This window comes from Spiroplasma endosymbiont of Labia minor (assembly GCF_964019845.1).
Classification (GTDB): Bacteria; Bacillota_I; Bacilli_A; order Mycoplasmatales; family Mycoplasmataceae.
Map to the genome: position 1 here is coordinate 415,548 of NZ_OZ026465.1, position 26,362 is coordinate 441,909.

The window sequence follows — 26,362 nt, forward strand, 5'->3', positions numbered from 1 at the left end:
AAATAACCTTGTATTTATTGCAAGGTTTTATTGTTACAATTAGACAGTTAGATAAAATGAAGGGATGAATAGATATTATGGAATTTAAGGATTTTGGCTTTAAAAAGTTTATAAACGATGCGTTAAATGATTTAAATTTTGTAACACCTACAAATATTCAAAAAGAAGTTATTCCATTAATTAAAAAACATCATCCTGTAATAGGATTGGCAAATACAGGTACTGGTAAAAGTCATTCATTTATTTTACCAATAATTAACAATTTAGAATTTGATTTGAAAGATAAAATTCAATTTATAATTATGTCACCAACTAGAGAATTAGCGCAACAACTCTATGGAAACATTATGCAAATTAAAAAATTTAATGCGGCTTTAACATGTAGTTTAATAATTTCAGGCAGTATGGACGATAATAAAATAAAAGCATTAGAAAAAAATCAATCACAAATTATTATCGGAACACCTAAAAGTTTAAAAGAAATGTATGATCAAAAAATTTTAAAATTAACAACTGCTAAATATATTGTAATTGATGAATGTGATATGATTTTCAATTTAGATTTTATAGATGATGTTGATTATTTGCTTTCAAAAATGAATTTAAATAATTTAGAAATATCGATGTTTTCAGCTACAATTTCAAATAAGATAAAAAGTTTTATAAATAAATATATAAAAAATGCACTACTTATAGATTTAGTTAAAAACGAAAAAATTAATCAAAAAATATCGCATAATTTAATTTGGACAAAAAATAAGTCTAATTTAGAAACATTAGATAAATTATTAGTTAACTTAAACCCTTATATTGCAATGATTTTTGTAAATAAGAAAGAAGAAATCGCACAAGTATTAGAACTACTACATAAAAATGGTATTAATCAAGTAGGCGAACTTCATGGCAATTTATCAAATCGTCAAAGAGATATGATGATTAAAAGAATTAAAAATAATGATTTTAAATATATTGTGGTTTCCGATCTTGCAGCAAGAGGTATAGACATTAAAGGCGTTAGCCATGTCATATCTTTGGATTTACCAAAAAATTTAGAATTTTATATTCATCGTTCAGGAAGAACCGGAAGAGAAGGATCAAATGAAGGTTATTCTTATATATTTTCAAATTATAAAAATGAACATTTAATAAAAAAAATAAAAGATTTTGGAATTAAATTTAATGAATTTGATTTGAATAATAACAAAATCATTAAAAAGAATTTAACAAAAAACAATAAAAACATTAATTCAAAAACAAGTGTACAAGAGCAAAAAATTATTGGTAAATTTAAAGGAAAAAAAATAAAACCAGGATATAAAAAGAAAAGAAAATCAGAAATTGATGAATTACATCGAAAAGTTCGCAGAGATCATATAAAAGAATCAATTAAAAAAATTAAAGAAGAAAAATATAAAGAACGTCGTAAAAAAATTTTTCTTGAATAAGGGAAATGTTGTAAAATAATTAAGAATGCTTAAAAGAGGTAAAATATGGAAATTACAAATAGAATAGAAAAATTAACAAATGCAATTTCATATAAAATTTATGAAAAAGAAGAAATATTTAAATTAGCGATGCTTGCTTTGTTAAGTGATGAATCTATTTTTCTTTTAGGAAAACCAGGAATTGCAAAATCTCTTATATCAAGACGTATGAAATTCGCTTTAAAAAAGGCAAATATATTTGAATATTTGATGAATAAATTTTCAACGCCAGAAGAAATTTATGGTCCAATTGATATTAAAGGTTTGCAAAACGGCGTTTATGAAAGAATTATTACTGGATATTTACCAACGGCAGAAATAGGTTTTTTAGATGAAATTTGAAAAGCAGGGCCTTCTATTCAAAATACACTTCTTACAGTTATTAATGAAAAAATTTTTAGAAATGGAGGTAGAGATATTAAAGTGCCACTTCATTTATTGATTTCAGCATCTAATGAATTACCAGCAGAAGGAGAAGGGCTTGAGGCTCTATTTGATCGTTTTATCATCAGATATGTTGTTGAAGGTTTAAAAGATAAAGAAAATTTTGAACAACTTATTAATGGAGATTCACCTTTGGATGTTTCTGTTGATTCAAATTTGCAAATATCTGCAGAAGAACTTGATGATTGAAGAAAAAAACGCCAGCAAGTGAATTTATCACGTGATGTAATTGATTTTATTCATTACTTTAGAAATAAATTGCAACTTGCGACTAACGGTGAAGCCTATATTTCAGATCGTAGATGAAAAAAAATATCTGAATTAATTAAAACATCCGCATTTTTTAACGGAAGAATGACAGCAGATATACCTGATATATTTATAATTCCTCACTGTATTTGAAATAATGAAATGGAATATCAAGATTATACAAAATTATTTGAACAAGCATTTTTAGAAAAATTCGGTTCTGAGTGACGTAATCAAAAGCAAACATTATTAAATAAAGTTGAAGAACTTGCAGTACAAATTGATCAAGTAGAAACTCAATATTTACGTTTAACACCATTTATGGATCCGTTTAGAGGTAAACTTCAAGGCACATATTACAGGATTCAAATCCAAAACGTGCCACAGGAAAAACAAATTGCGCTGATTTTAGCATCTGATTGAAATAAATTGGTTTCAGTTCCAGATAGTTCTTTAAAAATAAATATTTATTTTGGTGCTAATTTAAATAGATATTCAGGTGCAGAAACTTTTGATGCACAATTTCATAAAGGAGATCAAATTAATTTAATCTCAATAAACCAAAAAGCTGTTTTAACAAATGAAAATCCAGTTGAATATAATAAAAAAATTGAACAATTAAATGTACAGATGGAAAGTTTAGAAAAAGAAGTTAAAGAAATTTCTGCAAAAATGTATAAAGCATATAAAAAATATACTTCTGAGGATTGTATTTTCTTTGATCATACCTATAAAGAACAAATTGCAAAAGCATTTGATATTTCTTTAAATTCATCAAGTCGTAAGGTAACATCAAATTCAAACATCAACGAAGAGGAATTTTAATTTAGAGTATTGACATTTCAAAAGGAGGCAGTTTTATTATGGCATTTGATGATAAAGTTGTTATGAATGAATATAAACGTGAAATTTTGAAATTACGTCAAAAAGATTTGCATAATACTGCTTTTGAAGAGTTCAGAAAAAATCATGAATGAGTTGCCCAACAATTTGATAATAAAATAAATTCATTTTATGATGATAGAGTGGAATCTGTAAATAGAGAAATAAAATTACCAAAAGCAATTAACGATGAAATAATTTATTTTAATTTTTTATCAGAAAAATTTACAGAAACAGATTTAGTTAACGGTATTAATAATGTTTATCAAAAATTCATTTCTTTTGATTCGCCATTTCAAACTTATGTTGAAAATTTTAGATGAAAATTAAAAGAAGCATCAGATTTACTTGAAAATAATTGATTTACAGAATTTTTTAAAAATTGAAATTTTATGTTAACAAAAAGAATAATAGATTATCGTTTAAAAACTGTTGAGGATTTACGTTATAACTATTTAGTAGAAGTTTATTCTTTAATCAAAAACTACAGTAGATACACAAAAATTTATAAAACTATGTATGATGTATTTGGCTATGTTGCCAATGTAAAAGATGAACTAAAAAATTTAAATATAGATGCGATTATTAGATTTTCCGAATTTATGTATAAAGATCCTTCAATTTTAAAAATTGCGGAATTATTAGGCCGTTTAAATGGTGAAGATGATAAAATGGAAATTAATATCACAGAAGAAATTACACATTACGAAACAGAAGTTATGTTACCCTATAACCCAGAAGAAATTGTAGGTATTACAGAATCAAAAAATTTAGAACGTGTCTTACCGTTTGAAATGGCGTATTTATTTAATCAAAAGTTACAACCTATTTTTTATAAGAAATTTGCAGAAAGTAAATTACAGTCATTTTTATTTAATTCAAAAGAAAAAATAATAGAACCAACAGTAGAAGAAGTTGAATATGAAGCCCCAATTCCATTAGAAAGAGGTCCATTTTTATTGTGTATTGACACATCATCTTCAATGGAAGGTTCTGGTGAATACATTGCAAAAGCACTAGCAATAGCGATTATAAAAATTTCTTTAAAAGAACACAGAAGAGTAATTGTGATTAATTTTGCTTCATCTGATGTAGAAGAATACGAAATTAAATCAGAAGATTTTTCAATTATTAATTTCACTAAATTCTTAGCTAAATCATTTTACGGTACAACAAATGCTAAACCAGCTTTTGTAAGAGCAATTGAAAAAATGAAAAAGGAAGAATATAAAAGGGCAGATTTGATGATGATTTCCGATTTCATGATGAGTGATTGGTCAAATGATTTATTGAAATCAGTGCAAGAATTAAAACAAAATTATAATAGATTTCACTCTCTAATAGTTGGTACAATGCCAAATATTATTACACAACAACTTTTTGATAATGTAATGTATTATGACCCAAATGATCCTAATGCAACACAACAAATAATTAAATCATTAAATGAAACTTTAAGAAACTTACATCAATTAACAGATGAAGAACTTTCGCATCAAAATAAAGAAACAGAAAAATTAAATGTCATTAGAAATAAAAAAAGAACAAGAGCTCATGTTGATTCGAATAAATTATCAAAAAAAGAATTATCTCGTATATTAAAAACCGAAGAAGCTAAATTGAAAAAGGATAATGAATAATATGGAAATAAAAAAACAAGGAAGTTATTTAGTAGTCACAATCAATAATGGTGACAGTATTACAGAATCTTTAGAAAAAACCATTCGTACATATGGAATCATTGATGGTATCGTTTCTGGCTTTGGTTATTCTAGTATGTTACAACTGGGTGCAATGGAAAAAGTTGACCCATTATTTTACAATAAACAAGTTTATGAAGAGTTAATTACAATAAACAATATTACTGGATTTGTTTCTAATAGATCATGACATATTCATATGCAAATTACTGATAAAGAATTTAATCAATCAGGTGGTCATTTCATTGCAGGAGTTGCTTGAATGGATACTTACATAACAATTAATGTTTTGAAGACAGAATAGAATTTATTTTCTCTTTTTTATTTATTTTATAGAAAAATATGATATTTCTAAAAATAAAGATTAACACTTATAAGTTACTAAAATTAAAACAACTTATAAGTGTTAATCTTTATTATTTTTAAAAACATTGTTTATTAAAAAGAATTCATAGTATAATAATTATAGCATTGCAATTCGCATAAAACGTTTTGCGAGAGCCAAAGATAGGAAAAATGAGGTGAACAGATAATGATAGGAATTATCTCAACTGCATATTTTACTGTTAGAGATCGTAAAGATGTTAGAACAGTTAAAAAATATTGATGACGTAATATGGTTATTCAACATTTAAAATTCCACGGAAAAATATTTGTAATTGCAACAATCGGGTATGGTAAAGCTAATGCTGCGATGGCAATCACTTATTTAATGGAAGAATATCCAGGATTAGAAACTATTATTAATGTTGATTTAGCATTATCTACAAATGATAAATTTGATACAACAGATACTGTAATTTCAACAAAATTTATTTATCGCGATGCAGATTTAACTGTATTCAAAGATATTAAATATGGACAAATTATTCACGAACCAGAAGCATTTCAATTCGATACTGAATTTGTAAGCACTATTAAAAACTTTAAATTAGGTGTTTCAGATGGTATTGTAGGTACTGCTGATATGTTAATTTATAACTCAAAACAATTTAAAGAAATGGTTGATAAATATGGTCAAACTATTGATGTAATTGATACAGAAGCAGGAGCACTTGCACAAGTTGCTAAAAAATCTTCAGTTAATTTCTTGGCATTGAAAATTATGTATAATAATGCATTATCTCCATGAGATAATGATCCATTGCATAAATTTAAAATTTATGAAACAACTAATACTTTAAAATACTTACTTGCACGTTTATTTAATTTATTATCTTCAAAATTAATTTTGGACTTTAATAAATCAACTGCAGAAGAATTAGATGTTATTAATGAATTGTTCGAAGTAGAACATGATTCATGAGTAACTCGCTTTAAACCAAACGCTGCACAATTGATTTCAGGTTTAGGCCCATCGTTAATGATGCTAGACAAAAAAGGTGGTACACCAGAAGGTTTAGATATTGTTGAAGTTATGAGACAAAAAATTGATGATGAGGGACCATCAAAAGTTATTTTAGGTGAAGATGAATGAAAACATGCACCAAAAAAATGATTGAAAAAAATAATGTTCCTTGAAAATATTCATGTTAATGATGATGAATTATTATGAAATAAATCAGCTAAATATGATATTAAAGCAGAAAGAGTTTTCGCAATTGAAGAAGTTGCAAAACAATTAGCAAAAACTATAGCTGATCGTTCTCAAGATAAATCGTTATATGCTTACGATGGAGCAACAACTTCTAAAAAACATTTACTTGTAACTTGTGATGCACAAATTTCATTCTATATTACACATAATACTTCACATGAATTTGTTGAATCACGTAAATTTGGTAGTGATTTAGTAGTTAATGAATTTGCAAAATTCTTAAATAAAGAATTAGAAAATATTGAATCTCCATTTGCAAAAATAATAGTTTATCTAAAAATTCCAGCATTGCAAAATCGCAAAATTCCGGTATTTATTGAAACTAAATCAGGTTCAAATAAAAATATTATCTTTGCAAACTACAAAAAATCATGACAAGACACTTATACAGTTGTTGATATTACAAGAAATGATTATGACCCAATTAAAGTTGGTTCATTCAAAGTTACTGTTCGTTTGAAAAACGAATAATAATCTTAAAAAACGATTTTGAATCGTTTTTTTTATTTAAAATATTGTAGACTTTATAATTAATTTTGTTATTATATTAGGGAATTTTAGATAAGGATTGACAGTTTTATGGATGAAAATAAAGAACAAAACGACATTAAAACTTATGATCAATCCTTGAGCAATGTAGAAATAGATAATTTAGCTATAAAAGAAGAAAAACCAAGCAAAACAAAAAAAAAATTAAATAAAAATCAATCGTTGTTGGTTTCAAGAAAACAACAACAAATTATTATTTCTAATTATTTTAAATTTTCATTTGCAAAAGAACTTCTTTCTATTTCAATTGGTGTTTTAATTGTTACTGTTGCTTTTGATTATTTTATTTCGTCAACAGGTTCATCTGGTTTATTTCCATCAGGAATGGGTGCTATTGCTCGTTTTTTTGCTGTTTTAACTTTCCAAAATAGTATTCAAATGCAAGGAACTTTTTATTTTGTTTATTATTTTGTATTAAATATTCCATTAATTATTTTTGGTGCTGTTAAATTAGGTTGAAAATTAACTTTAACAACTATTTTGTATATGGTTGAATCAATTGCCTTTGATCAAATTTTAACAAGAATTCCTTTTGTTAATCCACAAGAATTCCATTTTATTTTTAATTATAAATTAATAAATAATTTATCAATGTCTTGAAGTAGTTCCATTTGATTATTCATTTTTGGTGCAATAGGTGGTGCATTACTTGGTTATGGTTATGGTTTTATTTATCGAGTAGGTTCATCAACAGGTGGAACAGATTTTGTCACTATGTATTTTTCAAGAAAAAAAGATATTTCAATCGGAACAATTAATAGAGATGTTAATTTTGGTATTTTGGCAATAGTAATTATCTCTAATACAGCTGTTTTACCAACAAATCAAATACCATCTGATATAAAATTAAGTGCTATTTGAGATTTGAATCGAAATGATTTAAATTCGCTGATTTTCTATAATGGTGAACAAATGTCATTTGCAAAAGCTTTATTATTAGATGCTATTTTGCATTCCACATACATTGGTGAAAATGGCGTAGTTTTTAATTCTGAATTAATTAACACATTTAAAAGTAGTGGTTTATCGAATGATAGTATAATATTTCATTTAAGTAATATATACAATAATATCAATTTAGATAATAGCTTAAATTTTTTACTTGATTCTGCAAATACATCATCTGATTCATGACATTCTGTTTGACATTATGCAAGTACAACTTCATTGGCAATGGGATTTGATTCATTTCCAACCACACTTTTATTAAAAATTAAATTTATATTTATTTTTGGTCCATCTTTTTTCGCATCATTAGTTTTAGTAATTGTAAATGCTCTAATAACAAATTTGGTATATCCAAAATATAAAATTAGAACCATAATAATTGCCACCAAAATGCAAGATGAGATTGTACATTTATTAAATAAAGATGGTGTGCAAAATGATATTATGTCTTGAAATGTCGTAAATAATACTTCTGGTAATTATCTACATCGATCAATAATTATGGTAAGTATGTCAGTGATGAATTGAGAACCAATTGAAAAAGAAATTTTTCATATTGATCCACAAGCAAGAATTACACAATTGAGAACCAAATCAATTAAAGGATTTTTTAAATACGATGTTAAAAAAAATGATGAGTTTGAAATTCCAAAAACTAAAACCGAAAAAGAAAATAATGAAATTGAAAAAATTAGGCAAGTTGCTTTAGTTAGAGCAAATAAACATAATCAAAAAATGAGCAAATTAATAAGAGCATTACGCAAAAAAACATTATGACAACAAGAACATAAAGACCAAAAAGAATTAAAAAAATCATCAAATAAAAATAAAAAGAATTCTAAAAAATATAAATAAAAATGACATAAATAATGTCATTTTTATTTATAATTTGTGTTATTTTTTAAAATTTATTGTTTTTAATATAAAATATAATTTGTGTCTAAAAGGAAGTAATTTAATGAAAGTTGTAATAATTGGTGGGTCTACATCAGGAATGGGTGTAGCTGCAAAATTAAAAAGAAATGATTCAACAATTGAAATTGTTGTAATTCAAAAAGAGGACTATGTATCATTATCTGCTTGTGGATTACCATATTTTGTTGGTGGAATTTTTGAAGATATAAACAATTTATATGCAAGAACTATTGTTGAATTTCAAAAACAAGATATAAAAGTAATTAATAATTCACAAGCTACTGCAATAAATTTTGAAAACAAAATTGTTAAATATAAAAAAATACATTCAAGTGATGAATTTGAAATAAACTATGATCAATTAGTAATTGCAACGGGTGCAAAACCTAAAATATTTGAACCATTGAGCTTTAACTATACGAACATTTTAAGTCTAACATCAATTCAAGATGCAAAAGTTTTAAAAAATATTTTGACTAAATCAAAAAATATTGTTGTAGTTGGTGCTGGATTTATAGGCCTTGAAATTACAGAACAATTATCAAAATTAAATAAAAAAGTTTATTTAATAGAAGCGGCAAATCAACTTCTATTAAATAGAATTAATAAAGATTTTAGTGAAGAATTAGAAAATAATTTAAAAGAAAAAAATGTAGAAATAAGGCTTTCAACATCTATTTTAAATGTAAGTGTAAATGATAACGAAATTAATAAAATTAAATTATCTGATGCTTCTGTGATAAATACAGACCTTATTATTAATGCAACTGGTTTTATACCTAATGTTGATTGAATTAATGATGAAAAATTAATCAAAGATCAAAAAACTGGAGCAATTGTAGTTGATGAATATGGTAAAACCTCAATCGCTGATGTTTGATCACTTGGCGATTGTGTTGTTTTAAAAAATAAAATTACAGACAATTACGAATATTTACCATTAGCAACAGTTGCAAATAAATTTGCAAAAATAGTTGCAGACAATATTTGTGGTAAAAATCTTAAATTTCCAGGCCAAATTGGTTCTGCTTTGATTAGAGTAAATCAATTGGAAATTTACAGAACAGGTTTAACAGAAGAACATGCCATTTCTTTAGGAATTAAGATAAAAAAAGTTTTAGTAAAAGATTTTGATCATACAAATTTTGTTGAAGAAAAACAAACTCCATTGTGATTGGAAGTAATTATAGACAATAATAATAAACAAATAATTGGAGCTTCAATGCTAGGTCAAAACAAATCTGTCTTAAGACTTAACGGATTAGTTTCGATGATTTGAAATAGGCAAACAATTATTGATAATAATAATATTGATTTTGCTTATGCACCACCATTTACAAGAAGTGTTGATATAATTAATATTGCATTTTCGTTATTATTAAAATAGAAGAGGATTATATGGTTTTTTTAGCAAGTACAAATGAAATACTTAAAAACTTTTTGGCCATTTCAACTTGACAATCTCTAGTTGCGATAGTCTTATTTTTAGGAATAACAGTAGGTTTTTGATATTTTTTGAAATATATTAAAATTAAATTTATTTATCGAGTATTAATAGGATTTGTAATAGGATTAGTTTTTGGCGTAGTTGTGCAAGCAATTATAGATTTTCCAAGCGGAAATTTCTTTGACCCAACAATTGCAGACCCAGATAATCTTGGTGAATTTATTGATAATCCAAATTATCTTTTATGAGTTGGTGAATTTTCAACTTGAGCACAATTATTAAAACAAGTATTTATTAACGGTATTATGTTGATTACAATACCAGTAGTCTTTCTTTCAATAACTAGAATTGTGGCAAAACCAAGTAAAAGTAATTTGGGACGAATCACTGCAAAAGGAGTCTCAATGATGCTATTTAATGTCGCAATAGCATTTATAATTACTTTTTGAATAGGTTATTCTATTTTAAAAAATAATTCTTTTATGTTAGATCTTTCAACTGCAAGTGGAGATACTAATGCAGCGCATGAAACACAACCACTACCAGAAATTATTTTTTCTTATGTACCATCAAACTATGTTGGTGTTTTTACAGCTACAGCTATTATTCCTGCAATGGTGCTTGGTTTATTAACGGGAACAGGAATCAAACTTGGCTTGAAAAAAAGACATGAAGAGGCATACCAAAAAACAATTGCAGGTTTAGACCGTGCGTGAGATGTTGTTTTATCAATTTTGATGGTATTTACTCGCATAATGCCGTTGGCAATTATGTCTATGATTACTGTTGCGATAACTACTAGACCAATTGGGGCATTATCATCTATTGGTATAATTCTTGGTATTGGTTATTTATGTATTTTAATTATGTTTGTTATTTTAACTGTTATTTTAATAATTTATGGTGTAAATCCAAAAGTGTGATGAAAACAAACTTGAAGGGCATTAATACAAGGTTTTGCAACACAATCATCAAATGCCACTTTGCCTACAACAATGGAGGTTTTAAAAGATGAACTTCATGTTAAAGAATCGGTAGTTTCTGTTGTTACGCCATTATCAACTTCGATGGGACTTATGGGTTGTGCTGGTGTCCAATCTGGTTTGATTACTTCATTTTTGTTTACAGCACATGATATTAATGAAAATCCTATAGTTTCAATGGCATTGATTCCTTTTTTTATTTTGGCTTTGTTTGTTACAATTGTAGCTTCATTAGGTATTGCTGGAATTCCGGGAACAGCAACAGTTGTAACTTCTGGTGTTTTAGGTGGATTAGGTTATGGTACTTTATTTGGTCCAGTTTATGCAATCATTGGTGCTTTAGATGGCTTATTTGATATGGGAAGAACCGGTTTAAATGTAATTGCCGGAGCTGCTGTTACAACACAAGTTGCTAAAATCGAGGGGCAAATAGATAATAATCAACTAATTTTAGGTAAAATTTCTTTATTAAATGGTGATCAAAAAAATGATATTGAAAAATATTTACAAAATTTAAATTTAAATGCACAAAAAGAGACAAAACTAAATTATGCAGATAGAACAAAAATTAAAATTGAATTAAAAAACAAAATTAAAGCAACAAAATTAAATATCAAAAATGCCATTGTAGAATATGATGAGAAATACAAAATAGTTATTAAAGATAATAAATTAGTGCAACAAAAATATAATCAATCATTAAAAGAACTAAAGAAATCAATTACAGATAAAACAGAGTTAAAAATGAATAAAATAAAATTGTCACAAGATGTTTCTTTAGAATATAGTAAAAATATTGAAACATTACGAAACAAAATTTCTGCAAAAATAGAAGCATTACAATAACTTTATTTAGTTTAGAAAATCATTATTTTTTGTGTTTTTTTATATAAATACTATAAAATAATTAATGAGTTTAAAGTGGCAAAGAAATTGTTTAATGTGTAAATTTCAAGTTTGAACATTAAATTACAAAAATAATAGAATTAATATTATTAAGTGAGGTTATCATGGAAGATAGAGATTTTATGAAAATTGTAAAGTATGCGCAAGTGATGTTAGAAATAAAAACTATTGAATTGCGAATTAAAATTCCAAATATAAAAATATTGGATGTGACTGATTATTTGTTTAATATTTTATTGAAAAATAAAAAAATTAAAGATGTCAATGATTTAGCATATTATATTTACAATATTAAGATTAATAAATTAATTGAATATATAAATGTTAATACAATTATTGCTAGTGATTCAAATTTAGAAAAAGATATAGAAGCATTATTAAAATAAAAAATAGATTATTAGAAGGGTTCGTTTTAATATGGAAAAAATTGATATAAATAAAAATAATAAGCTGAAAAAAAATAATATTAGAATCAAATCTAAAATGAGCCCTAAAAATATCATTCGTATTCTTGCAATAACTTTGATGATTTTATCTATGCTTATTGGTTTATTTTTTACCTCAACAAATATTAATGATAATTATAATTTAGGATCTGAATTTGGTGGGACGTTTTCTGCAACAGTTGGTGTATATGATACTTCATCTGATGAAACAACATCAGACGATACGCTACCAAATGGCGATGCTGCATCAGCTACAAGAATACTAAATGATAAAATTAATCCAATGGGTAATTTACCAATTACTATTACTCAAACCGGGCAACATTATTTAACTGTAGAAGCACCATCATCAATTTATAATGATAATTCTTCAGAATTTAGAACAGTTTTACAACGTTCTGGTGGAATTTTTATTTTGAATGAATCATATGAGGATGCATTATTTACAGCGGGTAGTTATGGTGGTTCTGTAGAAACAACCATTGCAAGAACTAAAATGTCTGACATGTTTGATGACGTTAAAGCAACAACAGTATCTTTAGGATCGACAAATGCACCTTTTCTACAATTAGCAGTTGCTGCAGATAAAGCATCAGATTTTACAAATATTATTCAAACCGAACAATCTTCTTCTATAAGAGCAGATAATACAACACAGAATAAAATTTCTGTTATGGTTGATGTCGATTCTTATTTTGATGAGTTAAGAAATTATTATACAAATGGCAATTCAGCATATGAAAAATGAAAAAATGATATCATATATTCTTTACAAAAAATTTATGATGACCAAAATACATCTACTCTTGTTAAAGATACCCTGTATGACTTTTTTTACGGTTCATATCAAAGATGAAACGATGACCAACACACTTCTTTTGAAATGATGTATGGCTCACTTGTTGATAAAAATTTCCAATTCCAAGAAACTGCCAATTCATCACCAACTGCAAATTTTAGCAGAATTCAAAATTCATGAACATTTGCAAATGATACAAATAAATATATTTATGATCCAAATGCAACAGATAAAGATTTTATATCAGGTGGTAAATATTTTGATTCGGTAACAATGGCAAATTCAGGTACTGCAGGAACACCAATAGGTGGTGTTGAAATACCAAATATTCAATTAGTTTTTAAAGCATTAGCATCTAACTTGTTACCAATTGCAGATAAAATAAGTGCTGATAATTTTAAGGATTACTTTTTATATAATAATAATACAGTTGAAACTCAACAATCGCAATCTTCTGCATATTTTACAGATAATAAATTCATGATTCCAACTGAAACTTATACTTTGGCTAAAAATTCAGAAGTTATTTATAAAACTGCATCTCAAGGATTTTCATTTCATGTTTTTCTAATTTCAAAATTGGATGCAGTAATTACAAATGTTATGTTTACAATTTCTTTAATAACTTTAGCAATAATAGCTTTGGCAACTATGATCTTTTTGTTAATTTTTTATCGAATTTTAGGTTTATTTACAATTGTGATAATTGCCATTACTTTAGGCTTGACATTGTTAGCCTCTGTTTGATTTAATTTTGCAATAGGTCCAGATACATTTATGGCATTATTTATTATTGCTGGATTATCAATTGATGTCTCCATTTCACTTTTTGAACGAATAAAGCAAGGTTTCTATAAAAAAAATAGACCTTTAAAACAAGCTTTTTCAATTGCAAATAGAGATACTATTGGCGTTGCAATAGATTCATTAATAGTTATGATTATTCCAAATATGGCTTTATTTTGAATAGGTCAGTCAGTACTGAAATCATTTGCAACTTTAGTAACTTTAGGTTGTTTCTTTGCAATTTTGTTTGTAATTATTTTAGGTAGAATTTTATTTTCATTGACAATTAATTCACCATTATATAACAAGACACCAAGTGCTTTTGCGTTGAATATAGAATTAAGTCTAAATTTATTTATAAAAAATGAGCAAAAAATTATTGAATTAACTCAAATTAGAGATACTTTACTACAGTCAGATAATGAAAAAAATAAATTAAAAGCTAATAAATTAACTTCAAAAATTTCGATTATACAAAATAAATTAACGATAAAAGAAGAAAAATTAAAAAACAAATTTGACTCAAAAATTAAAATTATAGAAACTAAAATTAGTAAACTAGACACACAAAACCAAGCAAATAGAATTTCAAAATTAAAAGCAAAAATTGAAGATTATAGGTATTTAGTTGGTACTGGTAAACAAAATTTATTTGAACAAAACCAAGCAGATTTAAATTCTACAAGTATTGTTGATGAAGTACCGCAAACAATTAACACAAGATTACAACTTTACAGAAATGAAAAGGGTATTTTTAATGTTTCAAAAATTGTTGCAATAGCTTATATAATAATAATTGCTATTGGTGCAATTCTTGGTTTCTTTATTGGTGCAAATTATGATGCATCATTTGGTGCTGGATCAAAATTCTTGGTCTGAGGAGATTATGTAAGTAGTATTTATCATACTTCAATGCAAGATGTTAAAAATGGCTATTTTGAATCACCAACTTCTGGTAGTGGTGAATCATCAGAGAGAAATTTATCAAGTGAATTTGTAAATTATACTTCAAATTTATTACAACAATATGAAGGTCATGATGAAATGACAGATGATGTAGTTGTTGAGATGATTTCAACTTGAGTACAATATATTATTAATAATGATATTTCATATCAATTAATTGACAAACACATTTCTTTACCAAAAACCAAGATTTATTTTGGAACTGATTATCATCCAAATACTGTATCAAATGATACTGATGCAAAATTATGATTCTCATTTCAAACATCAATGACAAATAAAAACGATTATAATGCTGTTAGAAACTTATTAATCGCTTTATCACAAGCAACAGGACCAAATGGTTCTGTTAATTCAACAGATCAAGGTGTTGAAAGATTTGTTTCAATTCCATATTCATCTTTGGAAAATTTAAAGCAATTGGCTTGATCATTATTAGCACTTATTTTGGTATTGATTATTTATATTATCATTCGCTTTAAATGAACATATTATGTTGCATTGGCGATAGGAATAATTGTTTCTTTAGCTGTAACTGCAGCTTTAATCATTATTCTTCGTATCCCAGTTACTTTCTCTGTTTTTGCAGCTTTTGCAGCCACAATAGGTTTAGTATCAACGTTTATGATTACAATATTGGCAAAAGGAAAAAATATTATTCAAGAGCGTGATCAAAAATCACTTGAAAAGCATTTTAATTCTGAAATTGAATTTGCAACATCTATTAGAGAAGCCAGAAAAGCAATGTCAAATAAAATATTTGAAAGAAAAAAAATGTTGTCTGAAAATATACCAGTCAAAATTAGTAAATCAACAAAAGAGCAACAAAATGAAAGAAAACAAGCAGTTAATTTATATAAAAAAGAATTAAAACTTTTTAAAGCTGAACAAAAACTTAATTTTAAAGCATATAAAAAAGAACAAACACAAAAAATGAATGTGGCTGCAAAACAAAATAACTATTTAAAAGAAACCTTAGTTAAAGTAGTTAAATATGCTGTTTGAAAAGCTTGCTTTATTATGCCGTTTTATATTATTTTTGCGATAGTATTTACTGTTACATTGCCAACATTAGTTGGTTTTGGTCTTACAATTATTATTGGTTTATTATCTGCATTTATTACCACATTATTTATTTTAATACCGATATGAATTACAATGGAACAAGGTCGTATTAGAAACAAAATGGCTATAAGACGTTTTGTAAAACGTATTTATATTCATAATGAAGAACAAATTGTTTCAGGAATTAATGATTAATTATTTTGGAGAAAATGAAAATGGATTTATCTAAATTTATTATTGATGTACCGAACTTTCCAAGTTCAGGAGTTATATTTAAAGATATTACTCCATTATTGGAAGATGCTCAGGCATTTAAATACACAATTGAACAAATGGTTCAATTCGCAAAAGAAGTTGGCGCAACTGTTGTTGTTGCACCAGAAGCAAGAGGTTTTCTATTTGCATCAGCAGTTTGTTTTGCAGCAGGATTGCGTTTTGTTATAGCTAGAAAACCGAATAAATTGCCAAGAGAAACATTTAAAGCCGTATACGAATTAGAATACGGTGAAAATGCTTTGGAAATAAATAGAGATGCAATTAAACAAAATGATAGAGTATTAATTGTAGATGACATTTTAGCAACTGGTGGAACTGCAAAAGCAATTGTTGAACTTGTTGAAAAATCAAATGCAACTGTTGTTGGGGCTGTCTTCTTAGGAGAACTAAAAGAAATATATAAAAACGATGTTTTAAAAGATATTAAAATAAAATCTTTATTAACATTTTAAGAAAATAAATAAAGCATATGTTTAATTTTAAATGTATGTTTTTTTATTTTTTAATATTTTATTTTTAATTAAAAATAAAATATAATATTCTAGTAAAGTAGGTGCTATGTATGGCTGATAATAAATCAATAAATAATGCTAGTGAATTTGTATTAGAAGAATGTCGAGATTTTAGTATTGTTTTGGCAGAAATTGAAAAATACATTAAAAATCAAGAACAAATTAATTCAATAATTGAAGCATATAATTTTTCAGAAGAAAAACACAAACTACAAAAAAGACATAATGGAGATCCATACATTATTCATTTAATTTCAACAGCATATTTTCTTGCACAATGAAGAATGGCACCAAAAACAATTATTGCTGGACTTTTACATGACATAATTGAAGATACGCCAGTATCATTTGATGATATAGAAGATGAATTTGGTTTAGAAGTTGCAAACTTAGTAGAATCAATTACAAAAGTATCTTTTTTTGCAAAAGAAAATAGAAAAGCAATTAAATCAACTTATTTACGTAAATTATATTTATCAATGGTTAGAGATATTCGAGTTATTATTATTAAAATAGCAGATAGAATGCATAATATGTTAACAATTCAATATCTGCGACCAGAAAAACAACGTGTAATCGCAAAAGAAACCTTAGATATTTATTCTGCTATTGCTCACCGTATTGGGATGAAAACTGCTAAATCTCATTTAGAAGATTTATCATTTAAAGTTTTGGAACCAGAAGAATACGCAGATATAGAGGAATTATTAAAAAGAGATCGTGATGAACGATTTGAAATTATTGAATCTGTTATTAATAATTTAAAAACAGAACTAAAACAAAAAAATGGATTAGAAAATGTAATTATTTTTGGTCGAAGTAAAACAATTTATTCAATTTATCGTAAGATGAAAGTTTTTGGGAAACCATTTTCTGATATTAATGATATTTTAGCAGTTAGAATTATTACAGACACAGTTGATAATTGTTATCGTATATTAGGTTATATTCATCAAGCATATACACCGTTATCTAGTAGATTTAAAGATTATATTGCAACTCCAAAGAATAATTTATATCAATCATTACATACAACAGTTTCAGATAATCATGGAGTTATTTTTGAAGTTCAAATTAGAACAGAGGAAATGGATATAATAGCAGAAACTGGAGCTGCTGCCCATTGACGTTATAAAGAGGGCGAATCTGTTGATGTTAAACAAAAACAAAAAGAATTAGATGAAAAAATTGATATTTTTACAAGAATATTAGAACTTGAAAAATTAACAATTGAAAAACAGGATTTTTCAACTATTAATTCAGATGAATATTCATCTGAAAATTTAATTGAAAAAACTTTACAAAATGATTTATTTACAGCATCAATATATGTTTTGACGCCAAAAGGTAAAGTAGTTACTTTGCCTTTCGGATCTACAGTATTAGATTTTGCCTATCATATTCATTCGGATACCGGAGATCATGCAACTGGTGCGAAAATTAATGGAGTTTTTTCTGCCATCAACACAATGTTAAATTCTGGTGAGATGGTTGAAATTATTACATCAGCAAAACAAGAACCTAAAATTTCATGATTAAACATTGCAAAAACAAATTCAGCAAAAAGTAGAATTAAAAAATATTTACAATCTTTAGAAGAAAGTCAAGCAGAAAGCAAAAAACAAGAGAAAAATAAATTAATTTTAAAAACTAGAGAAAAAATAAATAAATATATCCAACAACATGGTTTAAAATGAAAAATAAGCAACGATACAGAAATAATTAAAAAAGTTGATTTGTTAGATTATAATTCTTTTGATGACTTTTTGTTAGATATTCATTCTGGTGAAATTCCGTTAAAAGAAGCTGTAGAAATGGTTTTTTTGGATTCTGCATTAACTAATGATTATAGTAAAATAAATAAATTGCGATCAAAAAAATTCATCAAAAATACATCTGAGACAGATATTTTAGTTGATGGTATGGATAGAATAAAAACAACCATTGCTAATTGTTGTTTACCAATACCTGGTGATGAGATAGAAGGTTTTGTATCTAGAACAGAGGGCATTAAAATTCATCGCAAAGACTGCGATAATATAAAATCAGAGAAAGCTAAAAAAAGATTAGTTTCAGTAACTTGAAATTTAGTGCTTACTGGAATAGAACAATATAATGTAAGATTAAATATTGTGGCTTTTGATAGACCAGCATTAATTTTTGATATCTCAAATGTATTATCTAATTTACACTCGTCTGTAAATAATATGAGTTTTAATGTTGATCAGTCAAACAATCGTTTTTCTGGAAGTATAATTTCTGTTGTCAACAATCAACAAATGTTGAGTCAAATTATTTCAGCTATTAAAGCAATTCCAAATGTAGAAGATGTTGAAAGATATTAATTGTATAAAATTAATAAATAAAATTTTTAAAATTAATTTTTAGTATTAAAATTTCTATATCAAATAAAATTATTTGATATAGAAAGTGAGATGTTTATGAAAAAATTATTGAGTTTTATTTTAGCATTCACATTTAGTTTATCTGGTTTTATGCCTGTTTTAAATCAAATAAGAAATAACCAAATTAATCAGAATAATTATCATGAAGAATTTATCATAAAAGGAACTTCAGAGCCAATTAAATTAAGTGATGAATGAAATATATTTGGTCTGGTATCAATTTGTTTAGCAGATTATAGTGTTTGAAAAGATATTTCTTATCCAAATTCTGAAAACTATAATTTTTCAGTTTCAAATATAAATTGGTGAAGTGATTTTGAAGGTGAAAACAATTTTTTTGGTGAATGAACAGATTGATGAACATTTTTTAATGACTGAGATCAAAATCTTATCAAAACTGTATATGAAGATGATTATAAAACAGAATTAATAGAATCTATTAACGGAATAAATTATTATAATTTAGTTTTAAAAACATCGTACTCTATGAATAATGATTTACCAAATAAAACTTTTATTTTTAGAAGTAATTTAATTTCCGAAGATATTTTAGTTAATTATTCTTCTCATTTTGAATATACAATTTTTGTAGATGGAAAAGAATAATATTAAATCAATTAAAATAAACAAAACTTTGAAAAATATTTTTTGGTTTTGTTTTTTTAATGTTAATTTATAAATAAAAAAATAAATTTTATTTTAATTTCTATTTTTGTAAATATATAAAATTTCCAATATTAAAATCCATAATCATCGTGTGTGATTGGTTAGTAAATTAGCGTAAAATGTGGTATAATATAGAGGAAAATGTTAGGGATTTGTTTATATGAAAAAAGAAATGATATACTTGCCGATAAAAGAATTTATAAATATAGATTTGAATTTTAGTATTGCAGAAAATAGAAAAAGTTCAGAATTTGATTTTAATTTTACGAGATGAAAAACATTAATTTTTTCATCGACAAAATTAAAATTTATTTTAAGATACGCGCAATCAGTTTTACAATGATTGTCAAAAATTATAGATGTTTCAAATTTTTCAGTTTCAATAGATACTACTACTATTGATAGATTCAATTTAAGTTTGTATGAGTTTGATAATCATATTTTCAATTGTACTTTATTTACAAATTTTTATTTAATTTCAGAAGAAGAATGAGCAACAAAAATTTATGAAATGCATTTTTCAAAATATGATGTTGTAAATGGCGAACCAATTGAAAAAGATCAAACTATGTTTTGAAAAGGTGAAGTAGGATTTGAAAAATTTGTTAATTTATTATACATTTTAATAAAAGAACCATATAAATTTGAAAGTTTACTTCCAATACAATGACAAATTGATTTTAAAGACAAAAAAGTTTCCTCATCACAAATTCGTATGCAATTGGCAACCTTAACACAAACAGGTACTAGACCAGAAGATCCATTCTTAACTCTTGAACAAGCCGTAAAAATTGAACAAGGTGTAGATATAGATAAAATTTTAACAGAACGTGAACAAGAAGTTAAAAGACAAGAAGTTATCAATCCAATTTGAGATGAAGGCATTGAACAAGAAAATAGATTCCGTGATATAAATACTGCAATGAGAAAAACTAGAGGCTTAGAGGCCAATAAAAAACGCAAAAAAAATAGATAATTAAATGGATTGTATATTCATTTTTTTATTTATGTTAGTATTAAAATATGAGTAAAGATAGTGTAAAAAAACAAAATTATGAATTACCGTGAAATCAAAATGTACATCGTTTTACATTTAAAAAAATGAGTGGATTCATGAAGCCCATATCAGAAATTATGAAAAGTAATCCTTTTTTATTTTGATCAATGATATTTGTTACTATTTTAGATGCATTTTTTGTAGCAATTATTCCTAAAATGACAATGTTATTTTTAGATTCTTTATTTGCAGAGACAAAAACATCTACAATATTTAACATAACAATAAATTATTGACAATGAATTATTATATTAATTGCAATATTTATATTAATTGCAATATTTGAATTTTTTTCAAATTATCTTGTAATGATTCTGTCACTTAAAATAGAAGTAGCGTTAAGATTAAAAACACTAAAATCGTTAGTAGAGCAAGATATATCTTTTTATCATGATCATCAAATAGGCATGATATTGACAAGACTATTATCTGATGCAGAGGGTACTAGCATGGGATTACAAAATTTTTTATCAAATGCTGTTTATTGCGTAGCTACATTGATAATATCGTTGGCCGTTCTTTTTTATATTGATGTTTTAATGGCACTTATTATTTTTGGTTACATGTTAATTGTTGTTTTATTAAGTATCGTTATGTTTATTTTTTATCGCAGAGCAATTATGCGTTCAATGGATATAAAAAGAGAAATAGATACAGACCTTACAGATCGTATTTTAAACGTTAGACTTATAAAATCTGCTGGTACTGAAAATTACGAAAGTAAAAGAATTGAAAATATCCAGCAAAAATACAATAAAGCATTAGGTGTGAAAGTTAAATGATCTACATGATTATCATTTTTTTCATTAACAGTAACTTCTGTTGTTGGTGTTTTTGCAATTATTTTAGCCATTTTACTTTATCACAATGAACCAGATAAAGCTCTTAAACTAGGAATCTCTTTTTCAACAGTATCTCTTGCTTTGATTACTCCCGTGGCAATGATCAACGTTACTTTAAGAGGAGCTACAAAAGCTTCAAATTCGGCTATGCGCTTAAATCAACTAATTGATCCTCAACCGCTATTTAATAGAAATATAGATTCAACAAATACTATCTCTGAAATCAATGAGATTAGTTTTAATAATGTAGCTTTTGCATATCCAGACGATATTGAAACAGAAATTATTAATAATCTCAACATGAAATTAGAAAAGGGTAAATCATATGCACTAGTTGGAACATCAGGAAGTGGGAAAACTACAATTATTAAATTATTGTTGCGACTTTATGAACCAATTCGTGGTGAAATTTTGATTAATAATATTAATTTAAATACAATTAATTTACCATCATATTTAGCACATGTGGGTTATGTAGAACAAGATCCACAAATATTGTATGGTACAGTTATGGAAAATTTAAAATATGCAACCAAAAATGTTAGTGATGAAGAAGTTTATAATGCAACAAAAAAAGCACAATTACACGATTTTATTTTATCATTACCGGAACAATACAATACAATATTGGGTGAACGTGGTTTTATATTATCTGGTGGACAAAAACAACGTCTTATAATAGCTAGAATGATTTTAAAAAACCCATTATTTGTAATTTTTGATGAAGCTACTTCTGCTTTAGATAATATTGTTGAAAAAAATTTGCAAAAAGAAATAGACAAATTAATAAAATCAAAAATTAGTGTTTTCATTGCGCACAGATTATCTACAATTAAAAATGCTGATGAAATAATGGTTATTTCAAAAAATGGTGTTATTCAAAGCGGTACATACGACCAATTAAAAAATATCCCTGGTCATTTTCAAAATCTATATAAATCTGGTAAATTAAACTAATAGTATTTATAAATGCATTACTTTTTGTTAAAATAAATGAGCAGAAAAAAAGAGGTAGTTTATGGACTGAACAAATGAACAAATTCAAGCAATCTGAGAAAAAGCTATTCCAATTCCCGGACATTCAAAAAATGAAGTTAGAATGGATGCTTGTGGAGCAATAATCATATTTAAAGAATTTACAAAAGATAAAGTATCATTTTCACAATATTCGTGAACTTTTGATATTATAAAACCAATTGAAAAAGGTGGCGAATTTGAATTAATTAATTTAAGACCTTTACATACACAAAACGCTGCATCAAAAGGAGATAATTATCCTATTTGAAAAGGAATAAAAACTCATATGACTTCAGATGATGGTGAAATCATGATTTTAAATATAAATCAAGATGTTAATATGAATGAAACACCAGACGTTTGAAGCGAAGATGATGTTTATTTTTAAATAAAAAAGAGGTAAGTAACAATATGATTCAAAAACCAAGAGGGACAGAAGATTTATATGCTAAAAAAGCAGCTGCTTTTTTAGCATTACAAATAATTATTCAGAATCATATGTATCTTTATAATTTTGAAAAAATAGAAACACCAATCTTTGAATTTAAAGAACTTTTTTCTATGTCTGTTGGTGAAAATACAGACATTGTAAATAAAGAAATGTTTATTTTTAATGATAAAAAAGGTCGTGAATTTGTTTTGCGACCAGAAGCAACAGCAGCAACAGCAAGAGCTGTTATTGAACATAAATTATATGTTCAAGAAAATTTACCATTAAAGTTATTTTATTATGGTCCAATGTTTAGATATGAACGTCCACAAGCTGGCAGACAAAGACAATTTACACAATTTGGTATTGAAGTTTTTGGTGCAAAAGATATCAATTTGGACGCAGAAGTTGTTATTTTAGCGACTAGTTTATTAGAAACATTAGGTTTAAAAAAATATGAAGTTCATTTAAATTATTTAGTATCTGGACATGATAAAGAAAAATATTTAGTTAAATTAAATAAATATTTAAAAGATTTATCACTATGTGATGATTGCCAAATTAGAATTAAAAAAAATCCACTAAGAATTTTGGATTGTAAAATTGATAATATTAAATTTGAAAATGCACCAAAAATGCTAGACTTTTTATCAAATGTGGAATTGGCATATTATGATCAATTAAAAAAAATTTTAACAAAGTTAGGAATTAAAATAGTTCAAAATGATTTATTAGTTAGAGGATTAGATTATTATACAGGTTATGTTTTTGAAATTATTTCAACAGATGAAAAAACAGCTGCTCAATCAACTTTATTTGGTGGAGGGAGATATGATAAACTTGTTAACAATATAGGCGGTGTAAATTTGCCTGCTGTTGGTTTTGGTATGGGTGTTGAAAGATTATTGATAGCTTTAGATAACGCCAAAATAGATATCGTTAATGAAAAACAATTAGATGTATATTATGTTGCCTTATCTGAAAAAGCACGTTTTTTTGGTAATTCAATTTTATTAATGATGAGATCATCAAACATAACTTGTGATATGGATTATTTGAATAAATCATTTAAATCTCAATTAAAATTAGCTGAAAGAAATAAGGCAAAATTTATTATTATTGTTGGTGACAAAGAATTACAAAAAAATAAAGTCATTCTTAAAAATCAACAAACAAGAGAAGAATTAGAACTAGAATTTGATCAAATAATTTCTTATTTGAAGGAGGAATATGTTTAATGATTAGAACACACAATTGTGGGGAATTAACTTTAAAAAATATTTCTCAAACAGTAATTTTGCAAGGTTGAGTTAAGAAAATTCGTAAATTAGGTAGTTTAACATTTATTGATATACGTGATCAATATGGTATTACACAATTAAATATTAGTGAGTCTTTTTTAAATGGTAAAAATATTAAAACTGAATTTGTTATTCAAGTTGAAGGAAAAATTATTGAAAGAAAATCAAAAAATTTAAAAATTTCAACAGGAGAAATAGAAGTTGAAGTTACAAAATTACAAATAATAAATGAATCCGAAGTTACACCATTTATGATAGAAGATGATATAACAGCTCTAGAAGATACTAGAATGAAATATCGTTATTTGGATTTACGACGTAGTGAAATTCAAAACAAGTTATTGTTACGTTCAAAAATGAATTGGACAATAAGAAATTTTTTTGTAAAGCAAAATTTTATTGAAATTGAAACTCCAGTTTTAGGAAAATCCACACCAGAAGGTGCAAGAGATTTTTTAGTACCATCACGTGTGAATAAACATGAATTTTACGCACTTCCACAATCTCCTCAATTATATAAACAATTATTGATGGTAGCTGGATTTGATCGTTATTTTCAAATTGCTAAATGTTTTCGTGATGAAGATTTAAGAATTGATAGACAACCAGAATTTACTCAATTAGATATGGAAATGTCTTTTGCAAACGCATCAGATGTTCAAAATGAAATTGAAAACTTGATGGTAGAAATATTTGAAAATACATTAAACAAAAAAATAGCTACTCCATTTTTAAAAATGACATATAAAGATGCGATAGACAAGTACGGCAGTGATAAACCCGATTTAAGATTTGGATACGAAATCAAAACATTTAATGAATTTAATTTGACAACGCAAATTGAATTATTTTTAAATGTTTTAAATAAGCAAAATGTTATAAGAGGAATTATTATCGATAAATTATTATCTAAAACAGAAATTGAAAAATTAACAGAAACTGCAAAACAAAATAAGGCAAACTGATTAACTTTCATTAAATACGATAATGATTTATGATCAGGCCCAATTGCATCAAAAATTGCAGATCAAGAAAAACAACAACTGAAAAAAAGATTTTTAGAATTTAAGTCAAATCAATTTACTGTCTTATTTGTGGGAGATGAATTTACTAAAGCATCAATGATTTTGGGAGCAATAAGAAATACACTAGGAACAATTTTGAATATTAAAGCAGCAAACGAATTTAAATTTTTATGAGTTATTGATTTTCCACTGTTTGAATGATCAGATGAAGAAGAAAAATTTGTGGCGGCTCACCATCCATTTACGCAACCAGCAGAAATATCAATTGATACATTTGACATTGATAAAGCTAATGCTTTAGCAAAAGCATATGATATAGTACTGAATGGTTTTGAAATTGGTGGAGGATCTGAAAGAATCAATGATAAAAAAATTCAAGAACGTATGTTTTCTGCAATTGGTTTAACACAAGATTTAATAGACAAAAAATTTGGTTGATTTGTAAATGCATACAAATACGGTGCGCCATATCATTCTGGTTGTGCTCTAGGTTTGGATAGAATAGCTATGTTATTAACTAACGCAAATAATATTAGAGAAATAATAGCCTTTCCAAAAAATTCTTCTGGAATAGATATGATGATGAAAGCCCCATCAGAAGTTAGTGAATTTCAATTAAAAGAATTGCACATTAAATTGGATGATTAAAATAAAAGACCACTATA

At 26.0% G+C, this 26,362-nt stretch carries 18 protein-coding genes; all 18 read left to right on the forward strand.

Features of this window, described 5'->3' with window-relative positions:
* Positions 1-77 precede the first annotated feature (77 nt).
* The 18 genes from AACK85_RS02175 to aspS all read left to right on the forward strand — a co-directional run bounded on the left by AACK85_RS02175 (position 78) and on the right by aspS (position 26,345).
* Positions 78-1,445: a DEAD/DEAH box helicase gene (locus AACK85_RS02175; protein WP_338970741.1), complete on the forward strand. Its 1,368-nt coding sequence runs from the start codon at positions 78-80 to the stop codon at positions 1,443-1,445.
* Positions 1,446-1,490: 45 nt separating this feature from the next.
* The gene (locus AACK85_RS02180) at positions 1,491-3,002 is read left to right on the forward strand and encodes an AAA family ATPase (protein ID WP_338970744.1); all 1,512 of its coding nucleotides are present in this window, start codon (positions 1,491-1,493) and stop codon (positions 3,000-3,002) included.
* 38 nt (positions 3,003-3,040) lie between these two features.
* The gene (locus AACK85_RS02185) at positions 3,041-4,699 is read left to right on the forward strand and encodes a VWA domain-containing protein (protein ID WP_338970747.1); all 1,659 of its coding nucleotides are present in this window, start codon (positions 3,041-3,043) and stop codon (positions 4,697-4,699) included.
* Position 4,700: 1 nt separating this feature from the next.
* Entirely contained in the window at positions 4,701-5,063 is a 363-nt protein-coding gene (locus tag AACK85_RS02190; RefSeq protein ID WP_338970750.1) for a PCC domain-containing protein, read from the forward strand.
* A 228-nt stretch (positions 5,064-5,291) separates the two neighbouring features.
* On the forward strand, positions 5,292-6,827 hold the full coding sequence (gene fib / locus AACK85_RS02195; RefSeq protein ID WP_338970753.1) for a cytoskeletal motor fibril protein Fib: 1,536 nt from the start codon (positions 5,292-5,294) through the stop codon (positions 6,825-6,827).
* Positions 6,828-6,935: 108 nt separating this feature from the next.
* Complete coding sequence (locus AACK85_RS02200; RefSeq protein ID WP_338970755.1) at positions 6,936-8,708, forward strand: YitT family ABC transporter; 1,773 nt, start codon at positions 6,936-6,938, stop codon at positions 8,706-8,708.
* 103 nt (positions 8,709-8,811) lie between these two features.
* The gene (locus tag AACK85_RS02205) at positions 8,812-10,155 is read left to right on the forward strand and encodes an FAD-dependent oxidoreductase (RefSeq protein ID WP_338970758.1); all 1,344 of its coding nucleotides are present in this window, start codon (positions 8,812-8,814) and stop codon (positions 10,153-10,155) included.
* An 11-nt stretch (positions 10,156-10,166) separates the two neighbouring features.
* Complete coding sequence (locus AACK85_RS02210; RefSeq protein WP_338970761.1) at positions 10,167-12,044, forward strand: dicarboxylate/amino acid:cation symporter; 1,878 nt, start codon at positions 10,167-10,169, stop codon at positions 12,042-12,044.
* Between the two features lie 164 nt (positions 12,045-12,208).
* On the forward strand, positions 12,209-12,490 hold the full coding sequence (locus tag AACK85_RS02215; RefSeq protein WP_338970764.1) for a post-transcriptional regulator: 282 nt from the start codon (positions 12,209-12,211) through the stop codon (positions 12,488-12,490).
* Positions 12,491-12,521: 31 nt separating this feature from the next.
* The gene (locus AACK85_RS02220; protein ID WP_338970767.1) at positions 12,522-16,361 is read left to right on the forward strand and encodes a protein translocase SecDF, variant type; all 3,840 of its coding nucleotides are present in this window, start codon (positions 12,522-12,524) and stop codon (positions 16,359-16,361) included.
* Positions 16,362-16,381: 20 nt separating this feature from the next.
* Positions 16,382-16,894 (forward strand): adenine phosphoribosyltransferase, encoded by a 513-nt coding sequence (locus AACK85_RS02225; RefSeq protein WP_338970770.1) that lies wholly within the window; start codon positions 16,382-16,384, stop codon positions 16,892-16,894.
* Positions 16,895-17,004: 110 nt separating this feature from the next.
* A complete protein-coding gene (locus tag AACK85_RS02230; protein WP_338970773.1) occupies positions 17,005-19,299 on the forward strand; it encodes a bifunctional (p)ppGpp synthetase/guanosine-3',5'-bis(diphosphate) 3'-pyrophosphohydrolase in 2,295 nt (764 codons plus the stop codon).
* A gap of 96 nt (positions 19,300-19,395) precedes the next feature.
* Positions 19,396-19,965 (forward strand): hypothetical protein, encoded by a 570-nt coding sequence (locus AACK85_RS02235; protein WP_338970776.1) that lies wholly within the window; start codon positions 19,396-19,398, stop codon positions 19,963-19,965.
* A gap of 220 nt (positions 19,966-20,185) precedes the next feature.
* A complete protein-coding gene (locus AACK85_RS02240) occupies positions 20,186-21,001 on the forward strand; it encodes a hypothetical protein (protein WP_338970779.1) in 816 nt (271 codons plus the stop codon).
* Positions 21,002-21,048: 47 nt separating this feature from the next.
* Positions 21,049-22,881, forward strand: coding sequence for an ABC transporter ATP-binding protein (locus AACK85_RS02245; protein ID WP_338970780.1), 1,833 nt, complete (start codon positions 21,049-21,051; stop codon positions 22,879-22,881).
* Between the two features lie 61 nt (positions 22,882-22,942).
* Entirely contained in the window at positions 22,943-23,329 is a 387-nt protein-coding gene (locus tag AACK85_RS02250) for a hypothetical protein (RefSeq protein ID WP_338970783.1), read from the forward strand.
* A 23-nt stretch (positions 23,330-23,352) separates the two neighbouring features.
* On the forward strand, positions 23,353-24,609 hold the full coding sequence (gene hisS, locus AACK85_RS02255; protein WP_338970786.1) for a histidine--tRNA ligase: 1,257 nt from the start codon (positions 23,353-23,355) through the stop codon (positions 24,607-24,609).
* Positions 24,609-26,345, forward strand: a complete 1,737-nt coding sequence (gene aspS, locus AACK85_RS02260; RefSeq protein WP_338970789.1) for an aspartate--tRNA ligase — start codon at positions 24,609-24,611, stop codon at positions 26,343-26,345. The genes hisS and aspS overlap by 1 nt, the downstream gene beginning before the upstream one ends.
* The last annotated feature ends 17 nt before the right edge of the window (positions 26,346-26,362 follow it).